Origin of the sequence: Paenibacillus amylolyticus (genome assembly GCF_051136285.1) — a bacterium.
Taxonomy (GTDB): domain Bacteria; phylum Bacillota; class Bacilli; order Paenibacillales; family Paenibacillaceae; genus Paenibacillus; species Paenibacillus amylolyticus_F.
In genome coordinates this window covers 2469938-2491072 of sequence record NZ_CP194938.1, presented here as the reverse complement: position 1 = coordinate 2491072, position 21135 = coordinate 2469938, and the positions used below count along the sequence as shown (strand labels likewise).

Here is a 21135-nt window from a genome sequence, read left to right as displayed (position 1 = left end):
TAAACAAAATCCTCAAATGTGCACGACAAGTGGACGGATTTTAGATGCAATCAAGTACAAGTACTATTTAAAAGCCGAAGCAGTTAATAGGACTGAATAGCATCGAATAGCAATGAACAGCACCGAACAGCGATGAATACGATGAATGGCAAAATGAACAATTTTTCTACGATAGTGATTTACTCCCACTCAATTTAGTTCATCCTAGACTAACTCAACCCATCCGATCCTAACTCACCCCGTCCTAACTCGTCCTAACTCAACCCATCCCATCCTAACTCATCATAACGAAGGGGAAGGCGCAGAACAACCTTTCACACTTATTTTCACCAAGCCGAGCAAGGAGAAGCGATTTTTATAGAAACTTTATAGAATCTCTCACCGAATTGTGTTCCAAAGGGAATATGCCTATGGGTTTATAGATAATAATCTGAGCAAGTTCACTTATAAAATTTATTATATGTCAACTATATCATATTGAATAATCTTATATAAATTTGGCTATCCTCGAATTCACGCATGGAGCTACAGCTAAAGATTGACAAACCGTATCAACTGTATTATTAATAATAGTACAGATCACACAGTTGATTTAAGAAAGGAGGTGCGGGATGTTCGAATTGGATGTACGCAGCCGTAAGGCGATCTATGAGCAACTGGTGGATAAGGTTAAAGAAATGATCGTATACGGTATTCTGAAACCTGATGAGCAGCTTCCTTCCGTTCGGTCATTATCAACGCAACTCACCGTGAATCCGAACACGATTCAGAAGGCATACCGCGAACTTGAGCGTGAAGGTTACATCTATTCCTTGCAGGGGAAAGGAAGTTTCGTATCATCATCTGTGGAACATCCGAAGGAAGCTATGAAAGATGAGATCCGGGAGTCTTTGGTGAAACTGATTGCCGAAGCTTCGTATTCAGGTTTAACCAAGGCGGAGTTGACTCTTTTATTTGAAGAAGCGATGGCCCGTATAGAGAAGGAGGTGCCTCATGATTGAGCTGAACCAAGTTATTAAAGCTTTTGAACAGGAAAAGGCCGTCGATGGCGTAACAATGCACATACATAAAGGGTCGATCTACGGATTGCTCGGTTCCAACGGGGCAGGTAAAACATCGCTGCTCAAAATGATTGCGGGCATTTATCGTCTAGACAGTGGAACTGTACGCATTGATGGGGCTGAAATCTATGAAAATCTGGATCTTAAAGGCCGTACGATTTTTATGGCCGATGCTCCAACCTTTTTTCCGCAATCTACGATTACTCACATGGCGGCATTTTACCGTTCCGTCTACCCACGCTGGAGTGATGAACGCTTCGACCAGCTGGCAGCCGTATTTAAATTAGATGTAAAACGCAAGCTTCATCGCATGTCCAAAGGCATGCGCCGTCAGGCTGCGGTATGGCTGGGACTCAGTTGTATGCCTGAGGTGCTGCTTATGGATGAACCGATTGATGGCCTTGACCCTGTCATGCGCCAGCAGATCAAAAACCTGCTGTTCCAGGAAGCCGCAGAGCGCCAGGTGACCATCATCATCTCATCTCACAACTTGCGTGAGATTGAGGACCTCTGTGACCATGTAGCCATCATGCACAAAGGACAAATTATCGTGCAGAAAGATCTGGATGACCTTAAGGCCGACACACACAAAATTCAGGTTGCTTTCCGTCATCCGGATCATGCTGATTCGTTGAAAGAACAAGTTCACATTTTGCATGAAGAAAAAAGAGGGAGTGTCTCCTTGTACATTGTTAAAGGTCATCGTGAAGATGTTACCGCGCAATTTCGTTTGCATGATCCGTTCCTGCTGGATGTGCTGCCGCTGACGCTGGAGGAAATTTTTATCTATGAAATGGAGGGTGCGGGTTATGACATTACACCGATTATACTTTAACCGCGGCATCCTGTACCAAAATTTCAGGCAGCATGGCTGGCTTGGTATTGTTTATCTGCTTCTTTTATTATTTACACTTCCCCTGTACATCGGTACACAGTATCGGGACAATACAGAAGTAATCGACAGCTTGTTCAGAGCGAACGGGGAATTTCATTGGTTTTTTGCAATTACAGTGCCGGTTGTAATGGCCTTATTCCTGTTCCGTTATATTCAAGCGGGCGCACCGGCTGATCTGTATCATAGTTTGCCGCTGCAGCGTAAACATCTGCTAACAATGAACATGCTGAGCGGGTATGTGATGATACTGGTTCCCATATGGATTACAGCTGGAGTTACCGGGTGGGTTTCCACAGTTCTGAGTGAGCCTGCGCTCACCTTTGATAGTTCTGCTGTTTGGATGTGGGGCGTAACCATGAGCATGATCTCTTTGTTCATGTTTACGATGACCGTCGCGGTGGGCATGTGTATCGGGCAGTCTATTCTACAGGGACTTACCGTATACGGCATCAGCCTGATTCCATTAATCTTCTGGGGAGTTTTTGCACTACACCTGAAACGTTATTTGTTTGGTTATCCGGACAACTTTTTCCGATTCAAAATAGAGACTATTTCTCCAGTCTCCCGCCTCAGTAGCTTAAGCTATGCCATTCCCGGATGGGGCGAACTCGGCATATATGCTGCTTTGACAGTGATTCTCAGCGCACTGTCGTATCTGCTGTACCGTAAACGGCATGTGGAATCGGCAACGCAAGCCATAACATTCCAGATCGTAAAACCGATTTTCCGTTTTGGATTTATGTTCACGATTGTGTTGCTTAGTGGCGCATATTTTTCATCGATTTCACCCGGGAATCCCGAGAAATGGGGCATTGCAGGGTATATCCTAGGAGGCATTGCAGGATACATTGGAGCCGAGATGATCATACGCAAAACATGGCTCATCTGGAGCGGTAGCCTTCTGCCACGGTTGGCTGTATATGGAATTGCAGCCGGGCTGATCCTGTACGTGCCAGTTGCGGACTGGAATGGCTATGCAGCCAATGTACCTTCCAAGGATAATGTCGAGAAGGTGCGTATTGGCGAGGATCAGTTTATTTACGTAGGTAATCAGACTATAAAGCTGGACGATGAACAGTTCTACTCCAACTCTGCGGGATATATCGATGCTGTCCTTGCACTTCATCAAAAAATCGTCGATGCCCGTCAGACCTTGAATGACAAGGGAAAGAATCAGATTATACCTGATCAAGAGAGTGTCACGATTAACTATAAGTTGAAAAATGGAAAGATCTTATCGCGACAATATACTGTTCAAGAATCCAGTTTTCAACAAGAGTTTAAGAATATGAAGAGTTTCGAAGATTATAAAGCTGCCATTTATGGAACTTATGCACTCGACAATGATGTTCGCAGTATCGGTATCCGGTCAAGACTTATCAATGATCGCGCTGTGTACATTAGTGACCCGCAGCTCATTCGTGGATTCAAGGCTCTGCTGAAATCGGAAATTTTAGATCAAACATATGAAGATCAAAAATCCCATTGGGAATCATTTGCATCAGCTGAGGTTTATCAGGATTATCGGGATGAATTATCACCTAAACGGGTATTAGATAGCCCTAATCTTAGTTCAACATATGAGATTAAACCAACCTATACCCGTTTGATTGCATGGCTCCAAGAAAACAAACTGTACGATCAGCTACAGGTATCCGCAGATGAAATTGCCTCTGCCCAGTTTATCAAACAGGAGATTGATAGCCCGGGTAAAGCTAAGCTGGTCTATCCTGACTCACAATTGATAGATGAAACTCTAAAAGGAAAAAAGAAGGTCGCTACCAAGAATAAAAAAATGATCAGCGAACTGCTCAAGCGCCAAAGATCGGGTTATTACACCTTTCAGGGCACCTTCTATCAAATAAAACTTAATTTTGTCAAAGGTCAGAACGTGTATATGATGTTAAAAGAGGAAGATCTCACCGAGGATATGAGAGCCATCTTGGGTGATCTATAACTTATTGTTGTTTCAGCTTGACCAAATGATTGTTATGGAATATATTAGGGGAAGTAAGGATTCAAGCAATTCGTTAATGCACTGAATCTCATATGGAACGGCTCATGAGGGAAGCACCCGTAAGAGCAGGCACATGCCTGACTTGCGGGTGCTTTTTTTTGTCGTTAGCTGAATTGATCGCTAACTTTGAATCTTGAACTGCAAGGAAGTCGTGTTCGGAAGGTTGTATGGAGTGATTATCTAATGACAAATGCAGAGTGAGTAACGGCGTTGGATTTCATACTTATTTGAGAAAAAGGGGTGCAGAAGTATATGCGTTTAGGGCCAGAGAATAGACTGTTGGTAGAGCATTTAACGTTGTTGCAGCAATCAAAGAACATATGGATGGGACCTTCAAGGTGGGTACTGTTTATTCATTCTTGGTTAAAAGTGCTGGTCGGACATTCGATTTTACTAAGATTGAGCGTGATGTTCGCTGTAACATTCGGCATCGGAATGATATGCAGTAACGCAACAGTTCATGGTGAGGGGATTGATCTTAATGTGACTGCGCAGAAAGCCTGGAACATGGTATTAAACAAGGCGGATACGCAGACTAAACGTTCATTGCAGCAATCGTACGTGAGTGCAGGAGAGTGGAAGTCACAGAGAGAGAGATGGGAACAAAAGATCAAGCAGCTCCATACGGCTAACGTTACTGAGCTGGCGCAGCTTCGTAAGGCAATCAGTGGCACGGACATAACAAAGCTGGCAACGCTTCAGGAGAGCCTGGAACGTACACAGGTACGTTATGAACCTTTGTTCAAACTCTATAGCTCACTGAACAAGCAATTGTCTGCAGCCAAGGCTCTTCATAGCAAAGAGTGGAGTGCAGCCATTCGTACTCAGGCTGAGGCGATGAAACCGCTGGTGCAGCTGGCACGAGAGGATATTCGTACGAGGAAAGCAAACCTTGCTGAAGCACGTAAACGAAAAAATACCGAGGTGAAGCGGTTGCGAACGATGTTAAATGGCACAAATGCCGTGAAAAAACAGATTCAAACCGCCAAGAAACAAGTCAGCTTGTCCAGAGAACGTTATTCGAGTGCCTTGCGAAACTTCAAACAAATACTGAAAAAAGGTGAGCCTGCACGTGCATTAAGTGCCCTGAATTCTTTGGTTTCTTCGGCTGAAAGGTGGTCGGTTGCAAACCAGAACATTCACACGCTGGAGGGAAGGGTATCCGCAATTTACGTCAAGGTTAGTCAGGAGATCCGTAACAGACCTAATTAAAAAGCCTGATTCTGCAACTCAGAGGCTTGTGATCTATCCTGTGAAAAATGTATAAGAGAAACTTGATTTTTTCTGGCGCGTACACCTCTATAACAGATAGGTTCTTTGAAACTGGAGCGAGGTGCAGGTTGATGCAAACAGAGCATAAGACGAAACGTGCAGGCAGAATCGGTTTGAAACGAAAGCGTTATTGGATTCCCATCAGTTTATTGATCCTGATTGTAGGTTTGGTAGGAATCAGTGCACAGTTTACACCTAAAATAACGGTTTTTTTGCTGAAATCAGGGCTTGAGTTCGCCACTTCGAACACAGACAGCAAGCACACGAACGAATCGGAAGGGGTAACTCGGGTTACCGATGTGGCCTATGCAGATAAAGGTCGTCGTAGCAGTACGTTGGACATTTATTATCCTTCCGCGGCAACGGAACCATTGCCAGTCATATTGTGGGTTCATGGCGGCGGGTGGGTTATGGGTGATAAAGAAGACATTGCCGATTATGCGGTGCAGTTGAGCAAACGTGGACATGTGGTAGTCAGCATGAACTATGCACTTGCACCAGATACGACGTATCCTGTTCCTGTGATGCAAACGAATCAGGCGTTGTCCTATATTAAAAATCATGTCAGTCAATATCGAGGCGATCCGAATAACCTGTTTCTTGCCGGTAATTCGGCAGGTGCCCAGATTGCAAGTCAGACTGCAGCGCTGCTTACGAATCCCAATCTGGCAAAACAAATGAATATAACACCAGCGGTTAAGCCTGAGCAGTTAAGAGGAACACTTTTGTTCTGTGGTCCTTATCATTTGCGTACCGTCGAGAGTACAGGTTTTCCATTTATGCACACGTTCCTCTGGTCATATATGGGAAGCAAGGCATACGAAGAAGATCCACGTTTGGATGAAATGTCAACAGTGCTGCAAGCTACAGCTGGATATCCACCATCATTTATCACTTCTGGTAATGAGGACCCTTTGACCGTACAATCGATGGAACTTGCAGAAGTGTTGGAGCGTCGGGGTGTCACAACAGAAACCTTGTTTTTCCCAACATCTGCAGAGAAATTAGGGCATGATTACCAGTTTGATCTGGGAACTAAAGCTGCACAGCAGGCGTTACAGTTATCCGTTCAATTTATTCAGGATCATAAAAGCAAGGTACCGGAAGGGCAGATCGTAAGATAGCCAGTTGTAGAAAAAAAAGAGGTGTCACAGCAGTAGTCATGAAAAATCCATCATGAAGTAACTGCCGTGACCCCCTTTGTTTATTTCTTAACCAGCACCAGTAATCTGCGCATAGCTTCTTCTACTGTGGATCTTGGACAGGCTACGTTGATACGCATGAATCCGGCACTTTCTTCTCCGAATACAACTCCATCATTAAAGGCGAGTCCTGCCTCATGAAGCAGCTTTTTGCTTAATTGTGCATGAGTCAACCCTAATCCGCGGAAATCGACCCATAACAAATAGGTTGCTTCAGGTAGATGTACCTGGATACCAGGAAGATGATCTGCAATAAATTGCTGCACGTATTCCATATTGTCCCGAATGTAAGCGAGACACTGATCGAGCCAGTTTTCCCCACCGTTATAAGCTGCTTCGGTTGCTACGGCTCCCATTGTACTGATGCTGGATAATCCCATGGTGGTTACACCTTGGGCAAAATGTGCCCGCAATTCGGCGTTTGGAATGATGATATTGGATGTGCATAATCCGGGTATATTAAACGTTTTGCTTGGTGCTGTGCAGATGATGCTGTGATCTGCGATCGCTTCCGAGATCAGACTAAGCGGCGTATGAGCTCCGCGCTCATATACCAGATCGGCATGAATCTCATCCGAAACGATGAGTACATTATATTTTAGACACAGCGATGCAAGTCCTTCCAGCTCCTCCCGGCTCCATACACGTCCAACCGGATTGTGAGGGCTGCACAGGATCAACATTTTGACCTTACCCGTCTGTAGACTGGTTTCGAGTTGTTCCAGATCCATCGAATATTGTCCTTGTTTCTCGATCAGTGGATTCGTGATGAGTTCCCTGCCCTGATCCTTTACCACATTATAAAATGGAGGATATACCGGGGTCTGGATGACTACAGCATCCCCTGGTGAAGTGAATTGTTGCACCGCTATGCTGAGCGCTGGCACAATCCCTGGCGTGAATACGATCCAGTCCGCATTGATTTTCCAGTTGTGGCGGCGTTGCATCCAATCTGTGACTGCGGCATGATAGGCCTCGGTGCGCAACGTGTAACCAAAGATGCCATGTCCCATTCGGGACTGCAATGCTTCAATAACGGATGGGGGAGCGGCAAAATCCATGTCGGCCACCCACATGGGAAGTGCATCTGCCACACCAAAGATTTGCTCTAGCCCGTCCCATTTCTCCGAACCGGTAGATGACCGGGCAATCGGTGTATCAAACATACTGTGATTTATCATAACAAAGAAGTCCTCCTGGGTTCTTTAATTCGTTGTTACGTCCTACAAACAAGACATCATTATCTAATACATCTTCACTTTTCGCAACTTCTAAACTATTTTTGTATGACCCAAGTCCTGATTTGGCGAGATTTCGTTTACAACACACGATCAAGTGCTTATGATATGGCTAACATGACATGAGACTTGGTGATTTAATTATATAGCTCATTGTTATGCGAACTATATCTATCCGGAACACGATTAAACATAACCCCTTTTATTCATTAAATATGTAACATCCATTTTTATTAAACTGAATCTTGGAGGCGAATGAATATGAAAAACAAAAAGTGGTTCATTGCAGCAGGTGTATTTGGCATGGTATTAACGGGATCAGCAGGTGCTTACGCAGGTACACAGTTGGAGACAATCAAAGCATATCTGAATCACGGGCTTGCCATCGAAGTGAATGGGCAAAAATTCACACCGACAGGTGACAAGGGTAAAAAGCTTGCGCCGATTACGTATCAAGGCAGTACATATCTTCCGGCTCGTTCCATTGCAGAAGCATTAAATACAGAAGTGAAATATGATGCTAAAAATAATAAGGTAAGCATCGGTTCTTCCAGCTCCTCAGGTGCATCCAATGGTGGCAGTGGAACAACCTCCCCATCAACAGGTACGAATACACAAACATCAGGAGTGAAATCCAAGTACTTGCCAGCAGATTTCCCATTGCCTAAGGATGCCAAAGCGACCAGCCTTATTGAGAATGTGGTAGATGGAAACAAAAAAGTGGTTCTCATCTACACAACCAAAGAGAGCTTGACGACCCTCGGTACATCCTACAAAAACTATTATCAGAATAAAAATTGGACTCAAAACAGTGAGGATATTCAAGCTGATGAATTCAGCATTCTAGGTCGTGAGGAAGGCAAATATGCTGTGACGATTACAGGTAACGTATCTTCGAGTAACAAAGATCTGAACGAAGTTACGGTTATTTGGGGAGAAGAATAGGCAAGTTCATATGTTGTCTAAACTTTAAAATTAAAATAAGCCGTTTGTCCGTAATCCTAAGGATTGCAGGCAAACGGCTTTTTGTGGGTTACAGATACTCATTAAACCATCCGACGATATGCTCTAACCTTCGCACCCTCAGGTGAGGATGACCACCGCGGGATAACTCATGGTTAGCCCCCGGGAAACGCACAAGTCTTGTCGTTTGCTTGCGGCGTTTCAGCGCAACATATAATTGCTCGGCTTGCTCAATGGGACAGCGAAGATCCTGTTCCCCATGAAGAATAAGCAGTGGGGTCTGCACATTACCGACATAAGCGAGCGGGGAATGCTTCCATAGTTTTTCGGTGTCATCCCATGCATTGCCGCCAATCTGATCTTCCGTAAAGAAATAACCAATATCACTTACACCATAGAACGACAGCCAGTTACAGATGGAGCGCTGGGTAACAGCGGCTTTGAAGCGATTCGTATGTCCCACGATCCAGTTTGTCATGAAGCCGCCATAGCTGCCGCCAGTTACGCCCAGCCTGGATGGGTCGATAAAGGTATACTGGGACAAAGCATAATCCACGGATTCCATGAGATCTCGGTAATCCCCTCCGCCGTAATCTTCCCGACAAGCATTGACGAAATGCTGCCCATAACCCAGCCCTCCGCGCGGATTAATATACATAACAGCATAGCCTTGAGCGACAAGGAGCTGGAACTCGTGCATAAAAGTGAAACCATACATCATATGCGGGCCGCCATGTATTTCAAGAATGGTCGGAACCTTGACACCTTCAACGATGCCATGAGGTTTCATGACCCATCCTTGTAGCTGCAGCCCATCCGAGGATTCAAACCAGAAAGTTTCCGGTGTGCTCAGCCAGATGTCCTGCTCCAGTTGAGGGTTACTCCGGGTGAGACGTACAGATTCGATTCCAGGGTCTCCTGGTTGTTCAAACAGATACAAGTCACCAGGTTGTTGTGTATCTGCAACAGCCGCTACCATCTGCCCTTGTGGCAACTCGGCAAACTGATATATTTCACACTCATCAGGCAAAATGTAATCGGCATGACTTCCATCTAATGCAAATTTGGCTATACGTACACTGCCATGTATCGTAGCAAGACAAAGAATGGATGAGCCGTCATGTGAATAAACGGGGCCTGTCGTGACCAGATGGGAGCGCATATCACCAACAAGGCTATGGTTTAGCTGTACATCCCGGTCTGCACTTAGACATTCAGGTGTTCCACCTGATATCGGAAGTGTATACAGCCTCACCAGGGTAGCATTGCCGTATGAATGGTCGCTGGCGAGAAGGGCTACTGATTGCGCGTCAGGTGCATAACTAAGCCGATAAAAGGTATACCCTTCGGGGGTTAATTGCTGTATATCTGTCCCATCAGGACGAGATGTATACACATGATTGGTTAACGTAAAGTCGCTATCATCCTCACCCTCTTCAGGCATTTTGGTGATCCAGGCGATGCGTTTTCCATCCGGTGACCAGGCATAATCCACAATATCATAGTGTCCAGTGGTTACAGGTATAGCCTCTGTGCTGATTGGCGCGATAACAAAGAGATGAGAACGTTTTCCATTCCATAATCCACCGCTATCGGATTTCATGCGAATCCGGTCTACGATGACTTCCTGAGGAAGCGAGTTTTCCTTGATGCCTTCGGTGGAAGATTGCAGAGGAGCCTCATCCGGTTTTTCATCGATGTCCACAGAAGACTTTACAAGTAATGTCCCTCCATCTGGCGCCCATAAGAAGGAACTCACGCCATGCTGCAGATGACTGATCTGCTGAGCCTCTCCGCCATCCGAAGCGATCAGCCACACCTGAGATTTTCCATCTGCCTCGCGTATAAAAGCAAGCTGTGCTCCATCCGGCGACCAGGCAGGGGAGTGATCATTTTCTCCAGAAGTAAAGGGCCTGTCCTTCCGAGTGTCCAGATGAAGCAGTCTCAGGTGAGAGCGATAACCATCGTGTTTTTCATTCGTTTGCCGACTAACATACACCAGATGTCCGCCCTGGGGAGACGGAACTGGATCATTAACCCATGTAATCTGAAACAAATCTTCCGATATCATGCCGCGTTTTCCGTTCATCACTTGTCCTCCCACTATCATTCGGATTGAATAATTTCCTAAGCTTTCCATTTATATTAACGGAAAGACAAGTGAAGGACAACAACTGGCGAATGGAATGGCGTTCGTTTTTTTTAGAAGGCAGGAAAGATCAGTAGGAAATGTTTAAGACAAGCTGGAATGGTTTAATGTAGAATGCAATTCCTGTTTAGATTTGCGTATGGTTCAATCGCAAGAAGGAGGATGTTTACATTTGAGCACATCTTATGAACAGCATGTGGAATATCCGAGCAGGAAACGAATGGCTTGGCTTACGGCAGGGGCAGCGCTTTTTATGAGTGCCGGCTTTTTTCTGATGTTTGACCGATCTTCAGGCGCAGGTACTTCCATCATATCCAGTGTTATTGGCTTGTTATCTATCCTTTTTTTTGGCTTATGTTTCTGCTACAGTCTGGTAAAAATGATTCGGAAGGAACCTTCCTTTGTCATCAATGAACATGGGTTTGTCGACTCTTCCTCATATACCTCAGGCGGGGCAGTAGCCTGGAAGGATATTCAACATATTTTTATGTATGAGCTGATGGGGCAAAAAATGATTGGTGTTAAACTGCAGGACGAGAAGGCATTTCTGGAGCGTCATAACGGAATGAAACGCAAGTTGATGACAGCGAACAGCCATATGGTTGATGCAACGATCAGTATAGCTCAAAGCAGCATTACGTTGCCGATCGACCAACTGTATTTGATGATGATGAATCACTGGCAGCATGGTAAGGACAGCAAGATACATGTTCTGAACCTCAGGAAGTCGTGAAGGAGTGAAGAATTGAAGCGGTGAGGTATAGAAGAAAGCTGCTGCCTGAGCCAGAATCAGTCTTTGTTGAGTAACATATAAATCCAAGAGGGCAGGTCGTTGAGACCTGTTTTTTTATTGTGTTCTAATGACCATTTAAAATAGGCTTTACAATACTATTTTACTAGTGTACTATGTAACTAACACACCGATACAGAAAGGAGTGAAAACATCGTGCCTATCGAATTTGATAACAATTTACCGATCTATCTGCAGATCATGCAATACATCAAGCGGCAGATTGTAACCGGAACCCTCAAGGCAGGCGACAAAATTCCTTCGGTTCGTGAATTGGCTGCCGAATTGCAGATTAATCCGAATACAGTACAGCGAACATTTCAGGAGCTTGAGCGTGAAGAAGTGGTTGAAACGAAGCGGGGCTTGGGCAGGTATGTGACAAGTGAGGAGAGGAAGATCATGATGATCAAAAAAGAAATGGCCGGCGAACTGTTGGATCGTTTCCTGACCGGAATGCAAGAACTCGGAATTGAAGAGCAGGATATTGTGTCCATCGTGACGGACGCTTTGGCAGAAGGTAGTCAGGGGAAAGGGGAACAGACACATGGGTAACATACTTGAATTTAATCAGGTTAATAAGGTGTATGGCCGTAAGCAGGCGTTGAATAATGTTTCACTTCATATTGCTCCTGGACGAATTGTAGGTCTGTTGGGGAGCAATGGTAGTGGTAAAAGCACACTGATGAAGCTGGTCGCGGGTCTGCTGCATCCTGCTAGTGGTAGCATTCAGGTGACAGGCAAGCCAGTTGGTCTGGAGACGAAATCACTGGTTTCATTCATGCCGGATCGTCCGTTAACCGAGAAATGGATGAAAGTGCGGGATGCGATCGCGTACTACCGCGATTTTTATGCCGATTTTGATGAAGAAAAGGCACGGGAGATGCTGGAGTTTATGAGTCTTGCCGAGAATGAGCGTGTTAGTCATCTATCCAAAGGGATGAATGAACGACTGCAGTTAACACTGGCATTGTCTCGCAAGGCGCGGTTATATTTACTGGATGAACCAATCGGCGGCGTTGACCCTGTAGCCAGAGGTAAGATTCTGGATGCGATCGTTAAATTTTACGACGAAGACAGTAGCCTGATCATTTCCACACATCTGGTGAATGATATTGAACGCATTTTCGATGAAGTAATCTTTATTCGGGAAGGCAAGCTCGTCATGCATGAAGAAGTTGAGACAATCAGGCTGAAGCATGGAAAAAGTGTGGATGAGATGTTTAAGGAGGTCTATGCAGAATGATGACATTGTTGAAGTATGATTTTAGAAGAAGCTGGAACACCCTACTGGCAGGGCTAGTCATCCTGATTATTGTTCAACTGGGACTGATGATATTTGTGTCGTCCGGTGTCACTGCAAATGTGCTAGGCATCATGGCATATGTCGGAGCAGGTGTAGCCATCTATGTCAAAACAATTAAAACATATTCCGCCAATATCCGCTCCTACAATCGTCGTCTGATCCCTGTCACAGGTCTGTCCCATGTATTATCACCTATCATTTTTGGTACACTTTGCGGGCTGGGCTTGCTGCTGATAGGCTTCATCCATGGTTATCTTTACATCACAATGAAGCTGGGGCTTGATCTGTCTGCGTATATTGGTATCAAAATCAGTGTAGCTGAGATATGGAGTACTTTGTTTTTTGCAGGCTGGGTTGTTCTGTTTATGACGATCATGATCTTCTTTTCCATAAGTGTAGCAGGTACGTTCCGCTGGAAAACAGGCCCATGGATCGGGATTGTAACGTTCATTGTTCTGATTAACCTGCTTAGCTGGTTGGAAAATGTTATTTTTGCAGGAAAGTTCAGTCCGAATGATCTGTTTCAATTCACCGAAGAAAGCACAGGCATTTCATTTTCAGCTAATGGTGTCATATGGGCCGATGGACGGTGGGGAACTACGGTGTTTGAAATGGCACTCGCAGCACTTCTCGTATGGGGAATCATCTATATGAACACTAAAAAAGTGGAAGCCTGAGATGACTGTTTCAACAAAAGAATACAGGACGGATATAACGGGCGGCGAAGCTGCTCGTTTTTTTCTTTTGGCAGAAATGACCGGATATATGCACCCTATTCCAGTTTGAATACGTAAATTTATGTATAATGACTGCTAATAGAGTAATAAAAGATGGATTCACATGGTGAGCATCATTAGACAGGACAAGAACGGGAAGGGGAAAGCGATATGCAATTGTACTTCAGAGATAACTTTTTCAATGCCGGATATACCGAAATTATAGATGCCGATCAGGAGCAAGCAGGACACCTGGATTTGAAAAGTGTATTTGGATCATCACTCGATGTCTCGGATGAAAAAGGTCTGGTCTGCAGCGGCAAATTCCGCATGTTGACCAATCGCTGGGACGTGACGGCAGCGGATGGCACACATCTGGGGGTGCTAAGAGCGAGATTCAGCTTTTTTAGCAAAAAGTATGAGTACGATGCGGGCTCACGTGGCATCTATGATGTATCTGCTCCAGCATTTTCGCAGGAATATGATGTGACCGATGGATCGGGCCGCGTTGTAGTAAGCTTCCGCCGAACTAGCGGTTGGTTTAGTTCAGGGGCGTTTGTACTGGATAATCAGTCTGAGTATCTAGATACCTATGAGTTGGTTGCTGTGGTCATGGGCGTGCACGCGATTAACAAAAGACGGAATGCAGCCAACAGCAGCAGTAGTACGTAAATCGGGATGTATGGGTGTTCAACTTACAACATTACCTTAATCGACAAGGACGAAAATGAGGAGCATTGATCATTCCATTCTCAAGGAGTAACGAAACAGGTCAGACGCATTCCGGCAGTATTTCGTCCTTTTTGATGTGTATTGTGCGCTAATCGCCTTGCGCAACTGTTTCATTATGCACCTGTCCAGAATCAGACTGAGCGTAACGTGCCAGCACTTTGGCGGCAGTCTCTGACATTCGATCCTGTAAAGTTGAATGATCCATGATACGAACGCGCTTGCCGAGAAAACGCATTTTGGACAACACGTAATCAACCTCGTTTCGCGGAACCGTCAGCAGAATCCGGTACACATGGTTTGCCTCGTTATATTCAACCTTTCTCTCAAAACAAGAAAAGGCATAGAGAATACGAGACAATTCTGCATTGAATTCAGGCAACACCTCGATGGTGATTGACGTTTTGCGTTTCTCGGTGATCAGGGCGATGCTTTCTTTGTATTGAGCTGCAGCCTCCGGTTTAATGGATATGGGCTCCAGCTTGGTGATGCTCTGCAGCTTGGTGCACATTAATCTGGCATAGTTTGGGGCATACCATAGCACATACCATTCCTTTTTGACCATGGAATATTCCAGCTTGTACGGGAAGCCCAACTGCTCCTGACTTGTACGCCCGCTGCGGATACGACCTGTCAGTTGAAACCCCTCACCGTTCAAAATCATATGTCGTAAAGGCCTCAGTAAGGGATGAGAGACACTGCTTTCTTCGCTTTTAGCTTTTTCGGTCAGGTAGTCCTGCAGATTCAGGTGCTGCTCATCGTGGAGCATGCTGTTCAGTTTGGCTAAAGTGGTCGAACTCAGCGCTTCTTGTGCAGCCGGATATTTCATCATCATGCGCAGCCAGGCCCGTTCCTGTGAAGTCCAGGTGAACAGTCCGGTTTCATTCAGTCTCGTCATGATCTGGTAATTGAACATTTTCTCGAACAGGTTCATAATACGCCGCAATCTCCTTCCATTCCTCGATCATTTCCTCGCGCAGCTTATTCGGAGCCAGAATCTCACAGCTTGAGCCAAAACTACGCAGCCAAGGTTTAATCTCTGTTGTACCGTTTACCCGAATTTCATATAAAAAGCTATGATCCGTCTCCGGCGTAATCGTACCCCATTGTCCTTGCAGGCGGACGCGATCCAGAATAAAGTTGCGCATACCGTCGCTCGGATGGAAAAAGCGTGCTTGCACCGTCACGGTGCGGCCTGTATCAACAAGCCAACTGTACTGGCTAATCTCGGCCCACTCTCTTTTCAGAGCAATCATATGCTCTTCTTCAATGGGATGAAGTTCCTCCAGCTGAGTGATGCCCTCCATCCGAAACTTCACGAATCTTCGCCGGCTCTGATACCCGATGACATACCAACGGCCATACTGGTGATCATATACCACTTCAATCGGAATGATGCGATTGGAGCTTCCGCCAGCTTCCCGTTCAAACTTTGGGTTTGTATTTTGCGAGCTATAGCTGGAAGGTCTCTTTGGCGAAAAGTACTGAAACTGCACACGTCTGCGCTGCCGAATTGCCCCAAGTAAGGTATACAGATGCGCTTCGTCCAGAATGCGTGAATAATAATGATACTTATAAATATATGGCTCCGTCGCTTCTTCTTGCGGATAACTTGTAGTAATCACTTTTTTCAAACTATCCCGCAATAGATATCCTTGCACCGATGGAACCTGTGTGTTCGCCATAATGTCAACGAAGTCGTATAACTCCAGTTGCTCTTCTGGTGTAAGCTGCGTCAGCACATCCTGTCGTAAGGCATACCGATAGGGGCGTCCGCCTGGTTCTTTGCGAATGACACCGACTTCCCCCAGATACTTCAGATCTGAACGGATGGTTTTCTCATCCGGTAGTGCCAGTTCTTCCGGAAGGTCAGCGCAACAGGCATCCAGCAATTCCATCGCGGTCAGCGCGGAGTCTTGTAGGGTATGTAAAATGACGGACAAGCGCTCCACTTCCGTTTCTTTCATGGATTTGGCGCGAAAAAGGAAGAGCAGTAGCGGCTCGGCCGACTCGCCGTACTGGAAACGAACAAGTTCGTTGATCTCTGGACCTACTTCACTGTCTGTGCGCTGGTCGATCAGGCTCTGAAGAATATCTCGCAGCTTGCGCTGTGTTTTATCAAAAGTATGTACAGAGATGCCAAGCCGTTTGGCATACTGCTGACGGTTATATGCGCCGCTGGTCAGAGACAGCATACGCAGGAACTGAATTTCTTTGTCAAAGCTTTCTTTAGCCATCTGTCTCACTCCCGATTGGACTATGTATTTTTCATTGTATCAAGATAAACGCCTTCTTTCATGGCAAAGTTGCTCGAATTCGTTCAAAGTCACGTCGATTCAGACCAAGTTACTGCAATTCAATTCACTCCAAGTTACTGCAACTCACTCTAATTCACGCCAAGTCGCCATACTTTCACCATGTTCGTGGTTGAAGGTTTCATTGCATAATAAGGATGTGAAGCGGGGCGCTACAGAAGCTCGGCTGATCTGTTTCCGAGGCGCCTGGGAGGGTTACTTCGACTGTTAATCGACCAGGTCGTTGGTTCGAATCCAATCGCCGCCGGTTATGGCGGTGTAGCTCAGCGGTAGAGCAGGTAAAACCTTCCCCCTTTTTCCTCGGAAACCTTCTAGAGCAACGAAGAATATTAACCGATAACGTTAGATCAGACGCTTTTACCCAAAGCGTTGATGAAGATAATCCTAATGTTTCACATAGATAAATCACAGCATTTTACTCGTAGGGAGGTTATGTGTGATGAGTAAAGCCAAATCATTATTTAATACACCTCAATCTATAGTACATAATCATGATGGCTATGCAGCTTATGAGCGACTGGTCGAGGAACAATATATTCAGATGCTGACGACCAATACGATGAACAATACGTTTTATGCAGATGAACAACAGCTGATGCAAGAAGCGGCGAGCAGCCATCAGGAGATGGCTGAACTGGACGCAGGTTTCATGGCAAAGGCTCTGGTATATGCTCGAAATGAAGGGTTCATGCGGTTACAGCCTTTATACGGACTCGCGATATTGTCCAAAATTAATCCAAAGCAGTTCACACAGGTTTTCTCTCATGTGGTGAAGACACCAGCCGATCTGGCCGATTTTCTGACGATTCTGAGAGGAAGCGGGCGGGGACAGGGAGGACGTGCAGTGAAGCGTCAAGTCAATCAGTTTCTGAACGGGATCAGTGAATACTGGGCAATCAAATACAATGGACGTGGGCGTGGGTACAGTCTGGGAGATATGGTTGCCACTGCACATCCCAAGCCGAAGGATGAGAAGCAACAAGCCTTATTCCGTTATTTGCGGGGGCATGAGACCAGTCTGGTAGACCTCCCACAACTACAGGCACTGGAGAAACTGAAAACGACACGTAACCCCGCCAGTCAGCTCCACCAGATTGAGAAAGGGAAACTGCCGTATTCGGTCGTGACCTCGATCCTTCAGCTAACGCCTCAGATTTGGGAAGCTTTGATGCTCCAGATGCCCATGTTTGCGCTACTGCGCCATTTGAATGCGATGGATCGTGCCGGAGTTTTTGCAAAAAAGAAAAATATCGCATACGTCACACGCCGTCTGACCGATGCCGAGGCATTGCGTCAATCGCGGATATTGCCTTTTCGCTTCGTCAAAGCATATGAGACGGTACAGCGAGGAGAACTGAGGGAAGCATTGCAGCAGGCCGTAGAGCTGTCCGTTCACAATCTGCCAAGGCTGACGGGGAGAACGGCTATTTTTCTCGATCGCTCAGGCTCCATGCAGGGAGACTACTTACGTATCGGTTCTGTGCTTGCACTGGCGCTGTACAAACAAACCGAGGGCAATTCACTGTTCTGGTTATTCGATCAACAGGTTGAGGATGCTCATCCCAAGCTGGATGAGGGTATACTTACTCAGGCAGATCGGATTCGTGCACAAGGCGGAACGGATACAGGAAGACCTGTCCGGGAGTTGCGGGAGTCTGAGGAGAGGGTGGATCGTATCATTATGATTACCGATGAACAGCAGAATGAAGGCAGTCCATTTTATGCCGAGCTTGAACGGTATCGACGGGCAATGAATCCGCGGCTACAGGCGTTCATTGTAGATATCACCCCTTACCGGCAAGTGATGGTTCCGCCGCGGGATGGTCAAACCTTTTATATCTATGGCTGGAGTGAAGCCGTACTGACATATATTGCTGAGACAGCAACAGGGTATGAGACGATTGCCGAACGTGTACGGAAAATTCAACTTTAGATGAAGGCAGAGTAGGAGGAGAACAAGGATGAGTAATGTAGATCAGACGATGAGAGATATTATCGCCAAGCAGCTCGCGCAGATTGAGCAGGAGGAGCAAGTTCGCATTATCTATGCCTGTGAGTCAGGCAGCCGGGCGTGGGGATTTCCTTCGCAGGACAGTGACTACGATGTACGTTTTATTTATGTGAGACCGCTTGAGTGGTATCTGTCGATTGAGGAGCAGCGGGATGTTATTGAACGTCCAATCAGCGACCAGCTGGATATTAACGGATGGGATATACGCAAAGCATTAAAGCTGTTCCGCAAATCTAACCCGCCGCTGCTGGAGTGGTTGCAGTCTCCGATTCAGTATGATGAGCAGTATAGCGTCGCCGAGCAGATTCGTGCGTTGTCACCGCTGACATTTTCACCGAAATCATGTATGTATCACTACCTGAACATGGCCAAAGGTAATTTTCGTGATTACTTGCAGGGCGAGCAGGTGAAGATCAAAAAATACTTTTATGTGCTGCGCCCGCTTCTGGCCTGTGGCTGGATTGAACGTTATGAGACCATGCCGCCGATGGCATTTGATGAACTCGTAGAGACATTGATTCCAGCGGGTACACCGCTTTATACCGAGATTCATGATCTGCTGCGCCGGAAAAAAGCTGGAGAGGAGATGGATATGGAGCCGCAGCTCCCAGCTATTCAAAAGTACATTACTGCTCAGATTGCACATGTGGAGCAGAGTGCTGCCGGGATTGAAGGACAAGCGACTGTGGAAATTGATGTGTTAAACCGGATTTTCCAATCCGCTGTGCAGGAGGTCTGGAAGTAAATCTTAGTAAGATCAATGAATCAAACGCGAAAAGGAATGTAATGGGATGATTTTTCATCCCTGTTACATTCCTTTTTTTTGTAAATAGCAACTTTCTGTGCACCGATAGTAATGGTGAGTTTTCCAATAAAAAGACTCAGAAAGGAAGCGAAGAAAATGTTTAAACGAGTAGAAAATGAATTGGAGTTGGCTATGTTCAATGGAATATGGACAACTGTCTGGAACGAGAAGGGATTTGAGTTTGAGTTCTCAGAGGCATTTCTAGAACGGTATGTGGTGGTTACGGAGGAGGGGCAGTATGTTGGTTCGATTGAGATCAAACCTTACGCCGAAGAAAGTCTTATTAATAAAATCGGCCCATTTCTGGAGCATCCCCTCATTCAGAGAGAACTGGGACACATGGCAGAGATCGATAAACTGGCTATTTTGTCTACCTTCCGTGGGCGATATGTTACAGATTTATTGTCTGCAATTGTACATTATGCGGAGATGAACCAGATCAGTTATTATGCAATGTTACTGGAGCCAGTGCTGATGAGAGCTTTGCGCATTTCTTATCATGTACCGATTCAGAAGGTGGCTGGAAGAGTATTTTATAAGGGGGAAGATGTGATTCCTTCCATTGTGAATGCCCGGGAAGTGTATACGCATAAGGAACGGTATACATGGCTTGTTAATCCGGAACATAATGTGATAAAAAAATACAAATAACTTCATATAACAACATAATTTAGACAAAATAAGCAATAATGTTATGGTGTGATTTCATGTAATAAAAACAAGTCACCGATGTTACAAGATGAAGATTGGGGCCTAAAGGGCCTCTTTTTTATAGGGAAGTATGGGATTATTGGATCAGTCTAACGAACCAAAGCCCTATATGAAATCATTCTATTCTAGGTAATAATTATAGAAGGAGTGAATAGCATTGGAATCTCACTACGTAACGAGGGGGTAACCTGTATGGCGTCATTGATTTTGCTGGTGAAACAGACGGAGGACGATGAAAAGGTTATTTATCGATTCGGACCAGATGAGCGGAAGATGGGACTCATTGAGATGAACAAAGTCAAGGAAAGTGTGAAGGAACTGGAGCCTGTCCAAGTGGACGGAGTCAGTCCCAGCTTTTTTTTCAATCGGACAGCTCAGTGGCTGGTGCGATGTTTGTTCAGAGAAGGCGGCAAGTTCCCGGATCGAACCACGGTTGAATCATAGTTGATCGTAGGCCTTCTAACAAGAAGGTTTATCAGACTATTAGGATAACATCAGACAAGCACTCTAATAGTTGTAAAATAGAAGAAGTCCAAGCGCAGCGGTAAGTCGTTGCATTTGGACTTCTTTGTCTTGGATATATGTCTAAGAATGGGAGACAGGAGTCGCGAAGCGATCTATCCAGGCTCGCAATTGTTGACGAAGAGATGTTTCGGAATGCTGAGTAATCTCGATGCTGGCATCATTTTTGCTGTCAGAGTTATCATTGGCCATGCTCCAGAAGCCTTGATTGGTATGAAGCATGAGCAGTGCTTGATCTGGTAAAGGTATCTCTGCTTGGTCGCTGGTATAACGAATGATACTTAGGTTGTCTACTTGGCGTTCAGACGTTTCAAAGGACTCATGCCATCGTGATAGTAACTCACGCGATTCCGCGGGAAGCCCCCAATCACTCGTGAAGATCTCTAATGAAGTATGTAGAGGTTTAGTCATGAGTGTAATCCCCCTCTTTTGTTTA

General features: G+C 45.5%; 20 protein-coding genes and 1 tRNA gene. 16 read left to right on the top strand and 5 right to left on the bottom strand.

The features are described from left to right. Positions 1 to 611: 611 nt before the first annotated feature. The 5 genes from ACR8BL_RS11095 to ACR8BL_RS11075 all read left to right on the top strand — a co-directional run bounded on the left by ACR8BL_RS11095 (position 612) and on the right by ACR8BL_RS11075 (position 6369). Positions 612 to 1001 (top strand): GntR family transcriptional regulator, encoded by a 390-nt coding sequence (locus tag ACR8BL_RS11095; RefSeq protein WP_434752659.1) that lies wholly within the window; start codon positions 612 to 614, stop codon positions 999 to 1001. After that, positions 994 to 1896: an ABC transporter ATP-binding protein gene (locus ACR8BL_RS11090; RefSeq protein WP_434752658.1), complete on the top strand. Its 903-nt coding sequence runs from the start codon at positions 994 to 996 to the stop codon at positions 1894 to 1896. The genes ACR8BL_RS11095 and ACR8BL_RS11090 overlap by 8 nt, the downstream gene beginning before the upstream one ends. Beyond that, complete coding sequence (locus tag ACR8BL_RS11085) at positions 1871 to 3913, top strand: hypothetical protein (RefSeq protein ID WP_434752657.1); 2043 nt, start codon at positions 1871 to 1873, stop codon at positions 3911 to 3913. The genes ACR8BL_RS11090 and ACR8BL_RS11085 overlap by 26 nt, the downstream gene beginning before the upstream one ends. Before the next feature lie 312 nt (positions 3914 to 4225). Further along, positions 4226 to 5185, top strand: coding sequence for a hypothetical protein (locus ACR8BL_RS11080; RefSeq protein WP_434752656.1), 960 nt, complete (start codon positions 4226 to 4228; stop codon positions 5183 to 5185). Positions 5186 to 5316: 131 nt separating this feature from the next. Then, on the top strand, positions 5317 to 6369 hold the full coding sequence (locus tag ACR8BL_RS11075; protein WP_434752655.1) for an alpha/beta hydrolase: 1053 nt from the start codon (positions 5317 to 5319) through the stop codon (positions 6367 to 6369). A gap of 80 nt (positions 6370 to 6449) precedes the next feature. Here the strand turns inward: ACR8BL_RS11075 and ACR8BL_RS11070 are convergent, their stop codons facing one another. Next, positions 6450 to 7628, bottom strand: coding sequence for a MalY/PatB family protein (locus tag ACR8BL_RS11070; protein ID WP_434752654.1), 1179 nt, complete (start codon positions 7626 to 7628; stop codon positions 6450 to 6452). Positions 7629 to 7946: 318 nt separating this feature from the next. Here ACR8BL_RS11070 and ACR8BL_RS11065 point away from each other — a divergent pair, with 318 nt between their 5' ends. Next, on the top strand, positions 7947 to 8630 hold the full coding sequence (locus ACR8BL_RS11065; RefSeq protein ID WP_434752653.1) for a stalk domain-containing protein: 684 nt from the start codon (positions 7947 to 7949) through the stop codon (positions 8628 to 8630). An 88-nt stretch (positions 8631 to 8718) separates the two neighbouring features. Here the strand turns inward: ACR8BL_RS11065 and ACR8BL_RS11060 are convergent, their stop codons facing one another. Further along, positions 8719 to 10737 (bottom strand): S9 family peptidase, encoded by a 2019-nt coding sequence (locus ACR8BL_RS11060; RefSeq protein WP_434752652.1) that lies wholly within the window; start codon positions 10735 to 10737, stop codon positions 8719 to 8721. A 232-nt stretch (positions 10738 to 10969) separates the two neighbouring features. Between ACR8BL_RS11060 and ACR8BL_RS11055 the strand changes: the two genes are divergently transcribed. The 5 genes from ACR8BL_RS11055 to ACR8BL_RS11035 all read left to right on the top strand — a co-directional run bounded on the left by ACR8BL_RS11055 (position 10970) and on the right by ACR8BL_RS11035 (position 14278). Continuing rightward, a complete protein-coding gene (locus tag ACR8BL_RS11055; RefSeq protein ID WP_434752651.1) occupies positions 10970 to 11530 on the top strand; it encodes an STM3941 family protein in 561 nt (186 codons plus the stop codon). A gap of 213 nt (positions 11531 to 11743) precedes the next feature. Beyond that, positions 11744 to 12139, top strand: coding sequence for a GntR family transcriptional regulator (locus ACR8BL_RS11050; RefSeq protein WP_434752650.1), 396 nt, complete (start codon positions 11744 to 11746; stop codon positions 12137 to 12139). Then, a complete protein-coding gene (locus tag ACR8BL_RS11045; RefSeq protein ID WP_434752649.1) occupies positions 12132 to 12830 on the top strand; it encodes an ABC transporter ATP-binding protein in 699 nt (232 codons plus the stop codon). Before ACR8BL_RS11050 ends, ACR8BL_RS11045 begins: the two co-directional genes overlap by 8 nt. After that, positions 12827 to 13567, top strand: coding sequence for a hypothetical protein (locus ACR8BL_RS11040; RefSeq protein WP_434752648.1), 741 nt, complete (start codon positions 12827 to 12829; stop codon positions 13565 to 13567). Before ACR8BL_RS11045 ends, ACR8BL_RS11040 begins: the two co-directional genes overlap by 4 nt. A gap of 210 nt (positions 13568 to 13777) precedes the next feature. Continuing rightward, positions 13778 to 14278, top strand: coding sequence for a hypothetical protein (locus tag ACR8BL_RS11035; RefSeq protein ID WP_434752647.1), 501 nt, complete (start codon positions 13778 to 13780; stop codon positions 14276 to 14278). 148 nt (positions 14279 to 14426) lie between these two features. Here the strand turns inward: ACR8BL_RS11035 and ACR8BL_RS11030 are convergent, their stop codons facing one another. Together ACR8BL_RS11030 and ACR8BL_RS11025 are read right to left on the bottom strand one after the other, a co-directional pair. Further along, positions 14427 to 15251, bottom strand: a complete 825-nt coding sequence (locus ACR8BL_RS11030) for a WYL domain-containing protein (protein ID WP_434752646.1) — start codon at positions 15249 to 15251, stop codon at positions 14427 to 14429. After that, positions 15217 to 16572 carry a helix-turn-helix transcriptional regulator gene (locus tag ACR8BL_RS11025; RefSeq protein ID WP_434752645.1) on the bottom strand — a complete coding sequence of 452 codons (1356 nt, stop codon included), beginning with the start codon at positions 16570 to 16572 and terminating at the stop codon, positions 15217 to 15219. Before ACR8BL_RS11025 ends, ACR8BL_RS11030 begins: the two co-directional genes overlap by 35 nt. Before the next feature lie 242 nt (positions 16573 to 16814). Here ACR8BL_RS11025 and ACR8BL_RS11020 point away from each other — a divergent pair. The 5 genes from ACR8BL_RS11020 (at position 16815) to ACR8BL_RS11000 (ending at position 20621) form a co-directional block, all read left to right on the top strand. Next, a tRNA-Asn gene (locus ACR8BL_RS11020) sits at positions 16815 to 16897 on the top strand. Between the two features lie 192 nt (positions 16898 to 17089). Continuing rightward, entirely contained in the window at positions 17090 to 18583 is a 1494-nt protein-coding gene (locus ACR8BL_RS11015) for a TROVE domain-containing protein (protein ID WP_434752644.1), read from the top strand. Positions 18584 to 18611: 28 nt separating this feature from the next. Next, positions 18612 to 19406: a nucleotidyltransferase domain-containing protein gene (locus tag ACR8BL_RS11010; protein WP_434752643.1), complete on the top strand. Its 795-nt coding sequence runs from the start codon at positions 18612 to 18614 to the stop codon at positions 19404 to 19406. A 156-nt stretch (positions 19407 to 19562) separates the two neighbouring features. After that, complete coding sequence (locus ACR8BL_RS11005) at positions 19563 to 20117, top strand: GNAT family N-acetyltransferase (RefSeq protein WP_434752642.1); 555 nt, start codon at positions 19563 to 19565, stop codon at positions 20115 to 20117. Positions 20118 to 20369: 252 nt separating this feature from the next. Beyond that, positions 20370 to 20621, top strand: a complete 252-nt coding sequence (locus ACR8BL_RS11000; protein WP_434752641.1) for a hypothetical protein — start codon at positions 20370 to 20372, stop codon at positions 20619 to 20621. Positions 20622 to 20762: 141 nt separating this feature from the next. On the opposite strand, the gene ACR8BL_RS10995 is transcribed toward ACR8BL_RS11000, so the two are convergent. Beyond that, positions 20763 to 21110, bottom strand: coding sequence for a hypothetical protein (locus tag ACR8BL_RS10995; RefSeq protein WP_434752640.1), 348 nt, complete (start codon positions 21108 to 21110; stop codon positions 20763 to 20765). Between the last annotated feature and the right edge of the window lie 25 nt (positions 21111 to 21135).